The sequence below is a fragment of the Streptomyces sp. OfavH-34-F genome (genome assembly GCF_022347745.1).
Classification (GTDB): Bacteria; Actinomycetota; Actinomycetes; order Streptomycetales; family Streptomycetaceae; genus Streptomyces.
This window is the reverse complement of the sequence record NZ_JAKRGC010000044.1, coordinates 1-13,557: the sequence shown is the minus strand read 5'-3', so window position 1 is coordinate 13,557 and position 13,557 is coordinate 1. Positions and strand designations below refer to the sequence as shown.

Genomic DNA, 13,557 nt, shown 5'->3' with positions numbered 1-13,557 from the left:
TCTGCGCAGAATGGGGTCATGACTGAGGCCACTGGTTCGCCGACGACCGCATCCGTTCCGCTGTGGGAGCAACGATTCCGGGCTCCCCGTGTTTCGCTGCCCGACTGGGCCGAGGACGCGCCGGACCGCGCGTTGTTCGTGTCCAACGCGACGGGGACCTACGAGCTGTACACCTGGGACCGGGCCACCGGCGAGCAGCGCCAGGTGACCGACCGCCCGAATGGGACGACGGACGGCGTGCTGACGCCGGACGGTGAGTCCGTGTGGTGGTTCGACGACACCGACGGGGACGAGTTCGGGGTGTGGATACGGCGTCCGTTCCGCGGCGGGACGGACGCGGAGACCGCGCCGGCCGCCCCCGGCCTCGAACCGTCCTACCCGGCCGGACTCGCGATCGGCCGGGACGGCACAGCGGTCATCGGCCGTTCGACGGACGAGGACGGCACCACGGTCCACGTCGTGCGGCCCGGGCAGGCCCCCGTCGAGATCTACCGGCATCGCGAGTCGGCCGGCGTCGGTGACCTGAGCCACGACGGCACGCTGATCGCGCTGGAGCACACCGAGCACGGGGACGCGATGCACTCCGCGCTGCGCGTGGTCCGGCCGGACGGGACGACGGTCGCGGAGCTGGACGACACCGAGGGCGGCACCAAGGAACTGGGGCTCGCGGTCCTCGGTTTCGCTCCGGTCGCCGGAGACCCCCGGCTGCTGGTCGGACACCAGAGGCGCGGCCGCTGGGAGCCGATGATCTGGAATCCGGTGACGGGTACGGAGACGGACCTGGCCATCGACCTGCCGGGCGATGTGGGCGCCGAGTGGTATCCGGACGGCTCCGCGCTGCTCATCGAGCACGGCTTCGAGGCCCGCAGCGAGCTGTGGCGGTACGAGCCCGTCGCGGCCGACGGCCGTCTGGTGCGCGTGGAGACCCCCACCGGCACGGTCTCGGGAGCCACGGCCCGGCCGGACGGGACGGTCGAGTACCTGTGGTCGTCGGCGGCCGAGCCGCCCGTCGTCCGCTCCACGACGGGCGCGGTGGTGCTCGACCCGCCGGGGGCCAAGGCGCCGGGATCGGTACCGGTCGAGGACGTGTGGGTGGACGGGCCCGGCGGCCGGGTCCATGCCCTCGTGCAGCGCCCGGCCGCGCCCGCCGAGGGGCCGTTCCCCACGATCTTCGAGATCCACGGCGGCCCGACCTGGCACGACAGCGACGCGTTCGCGGCCGGTCCCGCCGCCTGGGTGGACCACGGCTACGCGGTCGTACGGGTCAACTACCGCGGCTCGACCGGCTACGGGCGGGCCTGGACGGACGCGTTGAAGCACCGGGTCGGGCTCATCGAGCTGGAGGACATCGCGGCGGTCCGGGAGTGGGCGGTGAAGTCCGGCCTCGCGGACCCGGCCAAGCTGGTCCTGGCCGGCGGCTCCTGGGGCGGCTACCTCACCCTGCTCGGCCTCGGTACGCAGCCCGGCGACTGGGCCCTCGGCCTGGCCGCCGTCCCCGTCGCGGACTACGTCACGGCGTACCACGACGAGATGGAGGCCCTGAAGGCGATGGACCGCACGCTGCTGGGCGGCACGCCCGAGGAGGTGCCCGAGCGGTTCGAGGCGTCGTCGCCCCTGACGTACGTCGACGCCGTGCGGGCGCCCGTCTACATCTCGGCCGGCGTCAACGACCCGCGCTGCCCGATCCGCCAGATCGAGAACTACGTGGACCGGCTCAAGGAACGCGGTGCCGTCCACGAGGTCTACCGGTACGACGCGGGCCACGGCTCGCTGGTCGTGGAGGAGCGGATCAAGCAGGTCCGGCTGGAGCTCGCATTCGCCCAGCGCCACCTCGCGGGGGTATCCCCCGCCGGGCCCGGCGACCCGAGCGGTGAGGAGGTGCCGGTCGGCGGGGCGTAGGGGCTGGATAAAGCCGGGCTTTCCGGGTGCCCCCGCTCCGGTCGGCCGGAGCGGAGACCGTACCGTGGAGGGGTGTACCGGTTCCTGCTGACCCCGCGGTGGTGGGGGATCAACCTCTTCGTCGTGCTGGCCATCCCGTTCTGCGTGTTCATGGGCACCTGGCAGCTCGGCCGCTTCGAGGACCGCGTGCAGACGCACGAGGCCGCCCAGCAGCAGCCGGAGCCGGGCAGCCGGACGGCCGAGCCGCTCGACGAACTGCTGCCCGTGACCACGGAGACGTCCGGCCGGCCCGCCACCGCGACCGGCCGGTACGCGGACCGTTTCCTGGTGCCCGAGCGCCGACTGGACGACCGCAAGGGCTTCTACGTCCTGGACATGCTGCGGACCGACAGCGGCAAGGCCCTTCCGGTCGTGCGCGGCTGGCTGCCCGGAGACCCCGGCCGGACCCCCGTACCGCCCGCGCCGGCCGGTGAGGTCACGGTGACCGGGGATCTCCAGGCGTCGGAGAACGCCGGCACCTCGGGGGTCGGCGCGAAGGGCGGGCTGCCGGACGGTCAGGTGGGCATGATCAGCGCCGCGTCGCTGGTCAACCTCGTGCCCTACGACGTGTACGACGCGTGGGTGACGCTGCCGAAGAGCGACGCGGGCGCCTCGGGCACTTCCGCCGACGCGGCGTCGGGCGCGGACGCGGCGTCGGACGCGGGCGCGAGGTCCGGTGCGGTGGCGCTGCGCCCGGTACCCGCCTCCGCGCCGGAGGGCGGCGGGCTCGACCTCAAGGCGTTCCAGAACCTGGGCTACACGGGTGAGTGGTTCGTCTTCGCGGCGTTCGTGGTCTTCATGTGGTTCCGGCTGGTCCGCCGGGAGGCCGAGGCGGCCAGGGACGTGCAGCTGGGCCTGGTCCCCGAGACCCCCGACACGGAGACCGCTTCGCAGGCGCCTTCCGGGGCGGCGTGAGCGAAGCCGCCCTCACCCGGGGCCCGGCGGCGCGCCGGGCGCTCGTTCCGCCCGCCGCTCCGGCCACCGTTCCGCCCGGCTGCCGTCCTGCCCGCCCGCCGCGTCGCCCCTATGACGAGGGTTCCAGGACCCCCGTGCGGTAGATCGTGCCCGCACACGCGTTGTCGATCTTCGTCGTCGCGACCGGGGCCCCCGGCTCCGGGATGTGCCGCACGGCGATGCTGCCCTGCGCGGTGCCCGCGCCGTCCGCCGTGCCGAACTGCGTCTCCGTGCCCGTCTCGCTCTCGCCCGTGCCTCCGCCGGCCGCCGCGGACCCGGTGGAGCCGCCGTTGCCGGCGCCCGCCGCGCCGTCCGTCGGCGTCGGGGAGGGCGAGGCCCCCGTGGACGGACAGGTGTCCTTGGGCACCCAGGCGAACTGCACCTCGTAGACCATGTCCGGCTTCAGCAGCACCGTGGCCTCCTCGGTCGCCGGGTCGGGGAGACCGGAGGCGGGGTCGCCCTCGGTGTGCCGGACGACCTCGATCCGGGTCGGGTCGGCGGCGCCCATGGCCTCGAAGCCCACGGTGCCCCCGCTGCTCACCGAGCACTCCTCGCGGGACACGTTGGCGATGCGGAAGGCCCCGTACACCGTGCCGTCGGCACCCGCGGCGCCGGTGGTGGCCGACTTCACGCCGAGCTGCCCCGCGTTGCAGGCGGGCAGGTTGCCCTGCGCGCTGACGGCCGGGTCGGTGGAGGCTCCGGCCGTGGCGCCGTCCTGGCCCCGGACACTGCTGTCGGTCGGGCTCGTGGTGGGCTGCGGAACGCCCTGCCCGCCGTTCGGCCGGCCCTCGCCGGGCTCGCCACCGCCGCCGTTGCCGGAGTCGGCACCGGGCTCGTTCCCGTTTCCGCCCTGCGCCTGCTCGCCGTGGCCGGCGATGGCGGGGCTGGCCGTGCTCGACCCCTTCGAGTTGGTGACGTGGACGAACGCGGGAATCGCGGTGCCGAGCAGCAGCGCGGCGGCGGCCGCGCCGACCAGCGCCTGCCGGCGCCGGGCCCGCCGGGCGGGCACCGCGCGCTGCAACCGGTCGAGGCTGCCCTCGCTCGGCTCCAGGCCCTGCACGACGCCGCGCATCATGCCGCGCAGCGCCTCCTCGTCGATGCCGCCCCCGCCGAACAGGTCGGCCGGGGTCGTGAGGCCCAGGGTCTCGGCGTCCCCGGCGGGGCGAGCGCCCGGTTCCTCGTGGTGGCCGTCGCGCCAGCTCATACCTGCGCCTCCATCACCACGCGCAGGGCCGCGATGCCCCGCGAGCCGTACGCCTTCACCGATCCCAGCGATATGCCCAGCGTCTCGGCGACCTGAGCCTCGGTCATGTCCGCGAAGTAGCGCAGGACCAGCACCTCGCGCTGGCGCCGCTGGAGGCCGCGCATCGCCTTGATCAGGGCGTCCCGCTCCAGCTGGTCGTACGCGCCCTCCTCGGCGCTCGCCATGTCCGGCATCGGCTTCGAGAGCAGCTTCAGCCCGAGAATGCGGCGGCGGAGCGCGGAGCGGGAGAGGTTGACGACGGTCTGACGCAGGTACGCCAGGGTCTTCTCGGGTTCGCGGACCCGGCTGCGCGCCGAGTGCACGCGGATGAACGCCTCCTGCACGACGTCCTCGCAGGACGCCGTGTCGTCCAGCAGCAGGGCCGCGAGACCGAGCAGCGAACGGTAGTGGGCGCGGTAGGTTTCGGTGAGGTGATCGACGGTGGTGCCGGTTGCCACGCCCTCCTCAGCACCCTTGCGCTGTGACGGCAGCCCCGTCTGACGTGCGGCGGGCATGGGCGCGATCACGGGCATGCCACCGGCTGCGCGGGCCTGTCGCCGCGGTCGCACCGAAGTGCCGCGCAAGGGGCCCACCACTGTGATATCGAGAACCTCTGCCACGCCAGTTGGACACGCTTCCCCCCGTCAGGGTTGTACGCATTCGGCACCGCGTTTGAGGCCCTGCGATATGCCGTCATACGAACCCGCTCTTCCCAGATGCCCGCACATGCGCCCCGCCGCGCAAGAAGTGACCGCTGAGACGCCTGGCGTCCGACCAGCGGTTGCAACGACCCGAAAGGTCATCGTCTGTCACGGCGACTGCCCAGCTCAAGAGGTTCAGACCAGCGAGTTGCTCACAGACTGTTCACAGAAAGTGCGAAACACGTCCGATCCGGACCTCATGATCATCACCGGTCAGGGGCGGGGGAACTCGGCGGCCACCGATTCCGCGATCTGGGCCACGTTCAGCGCCGCTCCCTTGCGGAGGTTGTCACCGCAGACGAACAGTTCCAGCGCGCAGGGATCGTCCAGCGAGCGCCGTACGCGGCCGACCCAGGTCGGGTCCGTACCGACCACGTCGGAGGGGGTGGGGAAGTCACCGGCGCCCGGGCTGTCGTACAGCACGACCCCGGGAGCCGTCGCCAGGATCTCGTGGGCCCGGTCGACCGCCACCTCGTTCTCGAAGCGCGCGTGCACGGACATCGAGTGCGTGGCGACGACGGGGACGTACACGCAGGTCGCCGACACGCGCAGGCTCGGCAGGTCGAGGATCTTGCGGCACTCGTCGCGGATCGACCGCTCCTCCGAGGACCAGCCGTCCCCGGCGTCCGTCCCGGCCCACGGGACGACGTTGAGCGCGACGGGCGCGGCGAACGGGCCGCCGTGCGTGTCGCCGACGACGCGGCGTACGTCGCCGGGCGTCGTACCGAGTTCGGTGCCGGCCACCATCGACAGCTGTTCGCGCAGGACGGCGACGCCGTCGCGTCCGGCGCCGCTGACGGCCTGGTACGAGGAGACGACCAGTTCCCGCAGCCCGAATTCGGCGTGCAGGGCACCCACCGCGACGATCAGCGCCAGCGTGGTGCAGTTGGGGTTCGCGACGATGCCGCGCGGCCTCATCCGTACGGCATGAGGGTTGATCTCGGGCACGACGAGCGGAACGTCGCCGTCCATCCGGAAGGCGGCGGAGTCGTCGATGACGACGGCGCCCTTGGACGCGGCGAGTGGGGCCCAGCGCGCCGACACCTCGGCGGGCACGAGGAACAGTGCCACGTCGATGCCCTCGAAAACCTCTTCGGTGAGTTCGAGGACCTCGCTCTCCTCACCACGCACGACCAGCTTGCGGCCGGCCGAACGCGGTGAGGCGACGAGTCTGACCTCGCCCCAGACGTCCGCGTGCTGCGAGAGGATCTGGAGCATGACGCCACCGATCGCCCCGGTCGCGCCGACGACCGCGAGCGAAGGGCGGCGTCCGGTCATCGGCCGGTGCCCCCGTACACGACCGCCTCGTCGGAGTCGCTGTCGAGGCCGAAGGCGGTGTGCACGGCGCGCACGGCCTCGTTGACGTCATCGGCGCGGGTGACCACCGAGATGCGGATCTCGGATGTCGAGATCAGCTCGATGTTCACGCCGGCGTCGGACAGCGCCTCGAAGAAGCCCGCGGTCACGCCGGGGTTGGTCTTCATGCCGGCACCGACCAGGGAGATCTTGGCGATCTGGTCGTCGTAGCGCAGCGACTCGAAGCCGATGACGCCGCGGTTGCGCTCCAGGGCGTCGATGGCCTTGCGGCCCTCGGCCTTCGGCAGCGTGAACGAGATGTCGGTCAGGCCGGTCGACGCGGCGGAGACGTTCTGCACCACCATGTCGATGTTGACCTCCGCGTTCGCGATCGTACGGAAGATCGCGGCGGCCTCGCCCGGCTTGTCGGGCACGCCGACGACGGTGATCTTGGCCTCGGAGACGTCATGGGCGACTCCGGAGATGATCGCGTGCTCCACCTTCTGGTCCCCTTGCGGCTCGTTGCTGACCCAGGTTCCGCGCAGTCCCGAGAAGGACGAGCGGACGTGGATCGGGATGTTGTAACGGCGTGCGTACTCGACGCAGCGGTGCAGCAGCACCTTGGAGCCGGACGCGGCCAGCTCCAGCATGTCCTCGAAGGAGATCCAGTCGATCTTGCGGGCCTTCGACACGACCCGCGGGTCGGCGGTGAACACGCCGTCCACGTCGGTGTAGATCTCGCAGACGTCGGCTTCCAGCGCCGCCGCGAGGGCGACGGCGGTGGTGTCGGACCCGCCGCGGCCGAGGGTGGTGATGTCCTTCTTGTCCTGGGACACACCCTGGAACCCCGCGACGATCGCGATGTTCCCCTCGTCGAGCGCCGTGCGGATACGGCCCGGCGTCACATCGATGATGCGCGCTTTGTTGTGGACCGAGTCGGTGATGACGCCTGCCTGGCTGCCGGTGAACGACTGGGCGTCGTGTCCCAGGTTTTTGATCGCCATGGCCAGCAGCGCCATGGAGATCCGCTCTCCCGCGGTCAGCAGCATGTCGAACTCACGCCCGGCCGGTATCGGGGATACCTGCTCGGCGAGATCGATCAACTCGTCCGTCGTGTCGCCCATCGCGGACACCACGACAACCACCTGGTTGCCGTTCTTCTTGGCATCGACGATTCGCTTGGCGACGCGCTTGATGCCCTCGGCATCGGCTACGGAGGAGCCTCCGTACTTCTGCACGACAAGGCCCACGTGCGCTCCTCGCTCAGTCCATTACTGCGGTCGGCTCAGTTTAACGAGCAGCCCGGAAACGCCTCGCTGATACCACATGGTGAGATGTCCCGCTCACCACGTGATCGTCGGCGTGCCGCATCCGAACCGCTCGTATCGCGCTGCTGCCCACCGAACCCGTACGCATTCCCCTTTGTGGCCCAGGCCACACACAGCCGGCCGGTGGAACCGCGCCTCGAAGGGCCCGGCCGGGTTCTCCCTCTACTTGACCGGCCGCAGGCCCAGCGGTCCCGCGATCTCCTCGACCATCACGCGGCCCGCCTCCTCGGCGAGGTCCTCGTCGCCGGCGTCCTGGTCGGTGTCCAGGCCGTCCAGCTCCTGGAGGGGCTGGTTGAGGCGGATGTGGGCGATCAGGGACTGGAGGGCACGCAGGGTGGCGGACGCGGTGGAGCCCCAGTTGGAGAAGTAGGAGAACTGCCACCACCACAGGGCCTCCGTGGTGCGGTCCTCCTCGTAGTGGGCCAGGCCGTGGCGCAGATCGGTGACGAGGTCGGCCAGGTCGTCGGAGATGCGGGCCGCGACGGGGGCCTTGCGCGGCTCGTACGGGTCGAAGACCTCGGAGTAGACGTCGATCGGCTCCAGCAGGGCCGCGAAGCGCTCCCGCAGACCGTCGGCGTCCGGTTCGGCGCCCAGGTCGGGCTCGTAGCGCTCGTCGGGGACGATGTCCTCGTACGCGCCGAGCCGGCCGCCGGCCAGCAACAGCTGGGAGACCTGGAGGAGGAGCACCGGAACGGCCTCTTCCGGCTCCTCGACCCTGGACACCTCGGTGACCGCGACGATGAACGTCTTGATCTGGTCGGCGATCTGGACCGCGAAGTCGCCGGGGTCCTGGGTGACGGTGTTCAACGTGGCGTCAGACATCGAGGAGACCTCCCGTGTGCACGGTCGGAGACGGTGGGTAGACCATAACCGCGCGGAACATAAAGCCCTTGTGAGCCGCGGTGCGGGGAGTCTCAGACATCGAGCAGCCGCCTCCCCTCGAAGGCGCGGCCGAGGGTGACCTCGTCCGCGTACTCCAGGTCGCCGCCCACCGGCAGGCCGCTCGCCAGCCGGGTGACGCGCAGGCCCATCGGCTTGACCATCCGCGCCAGGTACGTCGCGGTGGCCTCGCCCTCCAGGTTCGGGTCGGTGGCCAGGATCAGTTCCGTGACGGAGCCGTCCGCGAGGCGGGCCAGCAGCTCGCGGATGCGCAGATCGTCCGGCCCGACGCCCTCGATGGGGCTGATCGCCCCGCCCAGCACGTGGTAGCGGCCCCGGAACTCGCGGGTCCGCTCGATCGCGACGACGTCCTTGGGCTCCTCGACCACGCAGATGACCGTGCGGTCGCGCCGCTGGTCGCGGCAGATGCCGCACTCCTCCTGCTGGGCCACATTGCCGCAGACCACGCAGAAGCGGACCTTGTCCTTGACCTCCAGGAGGGCGTGGGCCAGCCGCCGCACGTCCGTGGGCTCCGCCTGGAGGACGTGGAAGGCGATCCGCTGCGCGCTCTTGGGACCGACGCCGGGCAGCCTGCCCAGTTCGTCGATGAGGTCCTGAACCACGCCTTCGTACAACGGAACGCCTTCCTGACCGATTCTGCTGAGTCGTGGTACGTACCGTAGGGGCTACGTACGTCCTTGGGTATGCGGCCTGCGGCCTCGGGGGTACGGCAGGTCAGAACGGCAGGCCGGGCACGCCGCCGCCCAGGCCCTCGGTCAGCGGCCCCAGCTTCTGCTGCTGCAACTGCTGAGCGTTCTCGTTGGCCGCCTGGACCGCCGCGACGACGAGGTCCGCGAGGGTCTCGGTGTCCTCCGGGTCCACCGCCTTCGGGTCGATCACGAGGCCGCGCAGTTCGCCCGAGCCGTTGACCGTCGCCTTGACCAGGCCACCGCCCGCCTGGCCTTCCACCTCGGTCCTGGCGAGCTCCTCCTGGGCGCGCGCCAGCTCCTGCTGCATCTTCTGGGCCTGCTGCAGCAGCTGCTGCATATTGGGCTGACCACCACCGGGAATCACGGTCACTCCAGGCATTTCGACGACGATTGTTTCGGTACGCCGAGCCTACGTGGTCACCGGGCGGTACGCCCCACCCGCCGGGGCGCAACTCTTTCGAGTGAGATCCGGGAAGCGGTGCCTGGACTCCTATACCTGACCAGAGGCCGTGCGCACGCGGGAATACCGCGATTTCGACCCCACGGCCCACCATTCGGCGGTAGGAAGGGCATGCGCCCCGGTACGTACGCGCATACTTCCCGTCACGCATGGTTACGCACGGGGGACTGCCCGTCGCGTCCGGAGGCATGGAGCAGCCAGGGAGCAGAGCAGGGTCCGCCCCGTCGTCGAGTACGCGGTCGCGAGCACGCGTCGCTATATGCAGCATGCAGAGGAGTACCCCGGTGAGTCAGCCGGAGATGCAGCCCGAAGTGCCGCCCCGCAAGTCCGGCACGCCCGGTCCGGCGGGCGCGGCCGCTCCTTCCGACACGGGCTCCGGCGCCGGGGGCCGTGCGGGGCGGGGCCGTGACCTGACCGGGGCGCCGTTCCCGCTGGGCGACTGGGGCGAACCCTCCCAGCGGCTGGACGAGCTCTACCGCTGGCTGGAGGCGGACGCGCTGCGCACCGCCGACTGGTATCTGAACGACCGGCTGTGGAAGCGGCGGGCCGCCCGGGCGCTGCGGCTGGGCACCGCGGCCGGGGTGGTCGCGGGCGCCGCCCTGCCGCTGCTCGACCTGACGGGCGCGCTGGAGGGCGCGGCGGGCTGGGGCTACCTGTCGCTGCTGCTCGGCGCCGCCTGCATGGCGTGCGACCGGTACTTCGGGCTGACCTCGGGCTGGATAAGGAATCTGGCGACGGCGCAGGCCGTGCAGCGCCGGCTCCAGGTGCTGCGGTTCGACTGGTCGTCGGAGTGTGTACGGGAGGTGCTCGGGCCGACCGAGGGGACGGCGAGCGAGGCGACCGAGCGCTGCCTGGGCGTGCTGCGCCGCTTCTCCGAGGACATCACGGAGCTGGTCCGGTCGGAGACCGCCGACTGGATGGTGGAGTTCCGGGCCGGTCCCGCGCCGCTGGGGATGCAGGCCCTGGTCTCCGGCGGCTCGGGGAACGGGCGCCCCGAGCCGGGCACGACGCACCGCTTCCCGCTCCAGTCGATGGGCCGGCCGAACATGCCGCGGCAGCGGCCGCCGGAGTCCCCGCGCTGACCGGTGCGGGGGTCCGGGGGCCGGGGGTCCGGGGGCCGGGGGTCCGGGGGCCGGGGGTCCGGGGTCCGGGTCAGCTGAAGACGATCATCGAGCCCTGGGCGAGGCTGCGGGTGACCGCCGCGTGCAGGCCGAGCCAGACGTGGCGCTCGCGGGCGAAGGGGTCGTCGTCGTACGGGACGGAGTTCGCCGGTTCCTCCAGCTCGGTGGGGGCGGCGGGCGGCAGGGGGGCGGCCGGCGGGTTCGCCGGGTCGATGCCGAGGGCCGGGGCGACGAACTCCAGCTCCCGCAGCAGCCCGTGCGCCGAACCGAGCGGGCCGCCCGCGGCCAGCAGGTCGTCGGTGGAGACCGGGGCGGCGAAGTCGAGCGGGACGTACGCCCCCGCGTGGTCGAAGTGCCACACCAGATGGGACTGCCGGGCCGTCTGCTCGAACATCTCCAGCAGCTGCTCGTAGTCGCCGCCCAACTCGTCGACCGGGGCGACGGCGAGTCCGCTGAGGCGGAGCAGGTAGGCGCGGCGCAGCAGATGCAGTGCGTCGTAGTCGAAGCCGGCCACCGGGGCCACGTCCCCGGTCAGTCCCGGCATGTAGGCGTAGACGGGGACGGACGGCAGCCCCGCCTCGCCCAGGGCCTTGTCGTAGAGGGCGATCTCTTCGGCGAACGGGTTGTCGGGGCTCTGGCACAGCACATCGACGAGGGGGACCAGCCACAGGTCACAGGCCACGAAGTCTCGCTCTCCAACGGGGGCGTGCGGTGGTCGGGACAGCGTAATGCGGCGGGCACCGCGCGCACAGGGGCCGCCCCTGCCCGGCGCCCCGCTCGCGCCCGGGTTCAGCCGCCGGCTCCGGGCTCTCCCGCTGCCGGGCCGGGCTCGGAGAGACGGTCGGCCCAGCTCAGCGCGTGGTTGTTGTAGTCGTTGATGACCGTCCGCAGGGCTTCGCGGTCCCGGTGCGTGATCGCGGCGACCAGGTCGGTGTGGCCGTTCCACAGCCAGTTCCGCGGGTCGGCGTCGCCTCGCAGGTACGGCACGGCGAACATCCATGCCTGCACGCGCAGCCGTTGCAGGAAGTCGCTGATGTACCCGTTGCCGATGAGCCCGCCCAGCTCGCGCCAGAAGCGCAGGTCGTAGCCGATCAGGATGTCCAGGTCACCGCCCCGCGCGGCACGGGCGGCCTCCTCGGCGCGGCGCCGTACGGAGACGAGCGCATCCCGGTAGTCGCCGCGCCGCTCCGGTGCCGGTTCGTGGAAGACGTCCCGGATGACGCCGTCCATGACCAGGGCGCGGGCCTCCACCATCGCCCGGTAGTCCGCGATCGAGAACTGGTGCACCCGGAAGCCGCGGTGCTGGTCGGATTCCAGGAGGCCCTGCGCGGACAGGTCGAACAGCGCCTCGCGGACGGGCGTCGCGGAGACCCCGTACTGCTCGGCGATCTGCTTGACGGTGAACTCCCGCCCCGGCAGCAGCCGCCCGGCGAGCACCTCGTCGCGCAGCGCGTCCGCGATCTGCTGTCGCAGGGTGCTGCGGGTGACGGCTCCGCTCGCGCACATGGCGCCCCTCCCCGTTTCGGTACGCGGGTCACCTTAGACCGGTGCCGGGCGGGCCCGGCGCCCCGGAGGGGCCCCGGCGGGCCGATCCACGCCGCTATTCTCGTCCCCGTCCGGCGTGTTGTCGTACGGGGGAGGCCGCACACCATGGAGAAACTCGGGTCCACCGACCCACAGCGCATCGGGGCGTACCGCTTGCTGGGGCGCCTGGGCGCCGGGGGCATGGGCCAGGTGTATCTGGCCCGCTCCGACCGCGGCCGTACGGTCGCGCTCAAGCTCGTGCGCGAGGAACTGGCCGCCCAGCAGGAGTTCCGCGACCGGTTCCGTCAGGAGGTGGGCGCCGCCCGCCGGGTGGGCTCCCGGTGGACCGCGCCCGTGCTGGACGCGGACACCGAGGCCGATGTGCCGTGGGTCGCGACCGGGTACGTGGCCGGGCCCTCCCTGCACGCCACCGTCTCCGGCCGGTCCGGCACCGCGCCCGGGCAGGCTCCTGCCCCCGGCACGTTCGGGCCGCTGCCGGAGCGCTCCGTACGCATCCTCGGCGCGGGTCTGGCGCACGCCCTCAAGGACATCCACACGGCCGGTCTCATCCACCGGGACCTGAAGCCCTCCAACATCCTCCTCACGATCGACGGTCCACGCGTCATCGACTTCGGGATAGCCAGGGCCCTGGACACCGTCACGGACGGCGGCCTCACCCGGACCGGCGCGCTCGTCGGCTCGCCCGGCTTCATGTCCCCGGAGCAGGTGCGGGGGGAGCGGGTGAGCGCGGCGAGCGACGTGTTCTGTCTGGGGTCGGTGCTGACGTACGCCCTGACCGGGCGGCTGCCCTTCGGGGCCGCTGCCAACGAGATGCACGCCGTGCTCTTCCGCATCGCGCAGGAGGACCCGGACCTGACCGGCGTCACCGCGGGCCTCGACGACCTCATACGGGGCTGCCTGCACAAGGACCCGCGGGCCAGGCCCACCACGGACGACCTGCTGGCGTTGCTGGCGGACGGCGACACGGGTACGGAGCCCTGGCTGCCGGGCGCGCTCATCGCCCAGCTCGGCCGCCACGCGGTGGAGCTGCTGGACTCGGAGGACCCGGAGGACGCGGTGCCGGGCACGACGGGGCCCCGGGGGACGGTGTCGGGCGGGGCGGGGCCGGGCGGGGCGAGGCTCGACGGGGCGGGGCTCGGGGGAGCGAGGCCGAGCGCGGCCGCCCCGAGCGACGCGGTGCCGAACGACGCCGTGCCGGGCGGGTCCGTCCCGGGGCCCGTGCCGAACGACGCCGTGCCGGGCGGCGGGGCCGAGGCGCGCGACGCGGTGTCCCTGCGCAAGCCGGTCCCGCCCGCCGCAGGAGCGCCCGCCGCACCGCCCGCGTCCCCCGCCGAACCCGCCACCGAGGGGCTCGACGCCCCCGCCGGGGCCGCCGTCCCTCC

At 72.4% G+C, this 13,557-nt stretch carries 13 protein-coding genes; 4 read left to right on the top strand and 9 right to left on the bottom strand.

What is annotated here, in order from left to right:
* Positions 1 to 18: 18 nt before the first annotated feature.
* Positions 19 to 1,899 carry a prolyl oligopeptidase family serine peptidase gene (locus MHW47_RS10180; RefSeq protein ID WP_239222346.1) on the top strand — a complete coding sequence of 627 codons (1,881 nt, stop codon included), beginning with the start codon at positions 19 to 21 and terminating at the stop codon, positions 1,897 to 1,899.
* A gap of 72 nt (positions 1,900 to 1,971) precedes the next feature.
* Entirely contained in the window at positions 1,972 to 2,853 is an 882-nt protein-coding gene (locus tag MHW47_RS10175) for an SURF1 family protein (RefSeq protein ID WP_239222345.1), read from the top strand.
* A 109-nt stretch (positions 2,854 to 2,962) separates the two neighbouring features.
* Here MHW47_RS10175 and MHW47_RS10170 read toward each other — a convergent pair whose 3' ends face one another.
* The 7 genes from MHW47_RS10170 to MHW47_RS10140 form a co-directional block, all read right to left on the bottom strand.
* Positions 2,963 to 4,096, bottom strand: a complete 1,134-nt coding sequence (locus tag MHW47_RS10170; RefSeq protein WP_239222344.1) for a hypothetical protein — start codon at positions 4,094 to 4,096, stop codon at positions 2,963 to 2,965.
* Complete coding sequence (locus tag MHW47_RS10165) at positions 4,093 to 4,668, bottom strand: SigE family RNA polymerase sigma factor (RefSeq protein WP_239222343.1); 576 nt, start codon at positions 4,666 to 4,668, stop codon at positions 4,093 to 4,095. Before MHW47_RS10165 ends, MHW47_RS10170 begins: the two co-directional genes overlap by 4 nt.
* Positions 4,669 to 5,049: 381 nt before the next feature.
* Positions 5,050 to 6,114, bottom strand: a complete 1,065-nt coding sequence (locus tag MHW47_RS10160; protein ID WP_239222342.1) for an aspartate-semialdehyde dehydrogenase — start codon at positions 6,112 to 6,114, stop codon at positions 5,050 to 5,052.
* Positions 6,111 to 7,382: an aspartate kinase gene (locus MHW47_RS10155; protein ID WP_239222341.1), complete on the bottom strand. Its 1,272-nt coding sequence runs from the start codon at positions 7,380 to 7,382 to the stop codon at positions 6,111 to 6,113. Before MHW47_RS10155 ends, MHW47_RS10160 begins: the two co-directional genes overlap by 4 nt.
* 240 nt (positions 7,383 to 7,622) lie before the next feature.
* A complete protein-coding gene (locus MHW47_RS10150) occupies positions 7,623 to 8,282 on the bottom strand; it encodes a DUF5063 domain-containing protein (RefSeq protein ID WP_239222340.1) in 660 nt (219 codons plus the stop codon).
* A gap of 92 nt (positions 8,283 to 8,374) precedes the next feature.
* Positions 8,375 to 8,974, bottom strand: coding sequence for a recombination mediator RecR (recR, locus tag MHW47_RS10145; protein ID WP_239222339.1), 600 nt, complete (start codon positions 8,972 to 8,974; stop codon positions 8,375 to 8,377).
* A gap of 100 nt (positions 8,975 to 9,074) precedes the next feature.
* Positions 9,075 to 9,413 carry a YbaB/EbfC family nucleoid-associated protein gene (locus MHW47_RS10140; protein WP_239222361.1) on the bottom strand — a complete coding sequence of 113 codons (339 nt, stop codon included), beginning with the start codon at positions 9,411 to 9,413 and terminating at the stop codon, positions 9,075 to 9,077.
* A 395-nt stretch (positions 9,414 to 9,808) separates the two neighbouring features.
* On the opposite strand from MHW47_RS10140, the gene MHW47_RS10135 reads away from it, so the two are divergent.
* Positions 9,809 to 10,591 (top strand): SLATT domain-containing protein, encoded by a 783-nt coding sequence (locus tag MHW47_RS10135; protein ID WP_275449049.1) that lies wholly within the window; start codon positions 9,809 to 9,811, stop codon positions 10,589 to 10,591.
* A 70-nt stretch (positions 10,592 to 10,661) separates the two neighbouring features.
* Here the strand turns inward: MHW47_RS10135 and MHW47_RS10130 are convergent, their stop codons facing one another.
* Complete coding sequence (locus tag MHW47_RS10130; protein ID WP_239222337.1) at positions 10,662 to 11,312, bottom strand: hypothetical protein; 651 nt, start codon at positions 11,310 to 11,312, stop codon at positions 10,662 to 10,664.
* A 107-nt stretch (positions 11,313 to 11,419) separates the two neighbouring features.
* Positions 11,420 to 12,136 carry a GntR family transcriptional regulator gene (locus MHW47_RS10125; protein WP_239222336.1) on the bottom strand — a complete coding sequence of 239 codons (717 nt, stop codon included), beginning with the start codon at positions 12,134 to 12,136 and terminating at the stop codon, positions 11,420 to 11,422.
* 144 nt (positions 12,137 to 12,280) lie between these two features.
* Here MHW47_RS10125 and MHW47_RS10120 point away from each other — a divergent pair.
* Positions 12,281 to 13,557: serine/threonine-protein kinase (locus MHW47_RS10120; RefSeq protein ID WP_239222335.1), on the top strand; the 1,277-nt coding region annotated here is incomplete at its 3' end.

Bases quoted from the DNA above. Each gene is read 5' to 3' on its own strand.
- MHW47_RS10180 (WP_239222346.1), top strand. From the start codon at position 19: ATGACTGAGGCCACTGGTTCGCCGACGACCGCATCCGTTCCGCTGTGG.
- MHW47_RS10170 (WP_239222344.1), bottom strand. From the start codon at position 4,096: ATGAGCTGGCGCGACGGCCACCACGAGGAACCGGGCGCTCGCCCCGCC.
- MHW47_RS10165 (WP_239222343.1), bottom strand. From the start codon at position 4,668: ATGCCCGTGATCGCGCCCATGCCCGCCGCACGTCAGACGGGGCTGCCG.
- MHW47_RS10160 (WP_239222342.1), bottom strand. From the start codon at position 6,114: ATGACCGGACGCCGCCCTTCGCTCGCGGTCGTCGGCGCGACCGGGGCG.
- MHW47_RS10150 (WP_239222340.1), bottom strand. From the start codon at position 8,282: ATGTCTGACGCCACGTTGAACACCGTCACCCAGGACCCCGGCGACTTC.
- MHW47_RS10135 (WP_275449049.1), top strand. From the start codon at position 9,809: ATGCAGCCCGAAGTGCCGCCCCGCAAGTCCGGCACGCCCGGTCCGGCG.
- MHW47_RS10125 (WP_239222336.1), bottom strand. From the start codon at position 12,136: ATGTGCGCGAGCGGAGCCGTCACCCGCAGCACCCTGCGACAGCAGATC.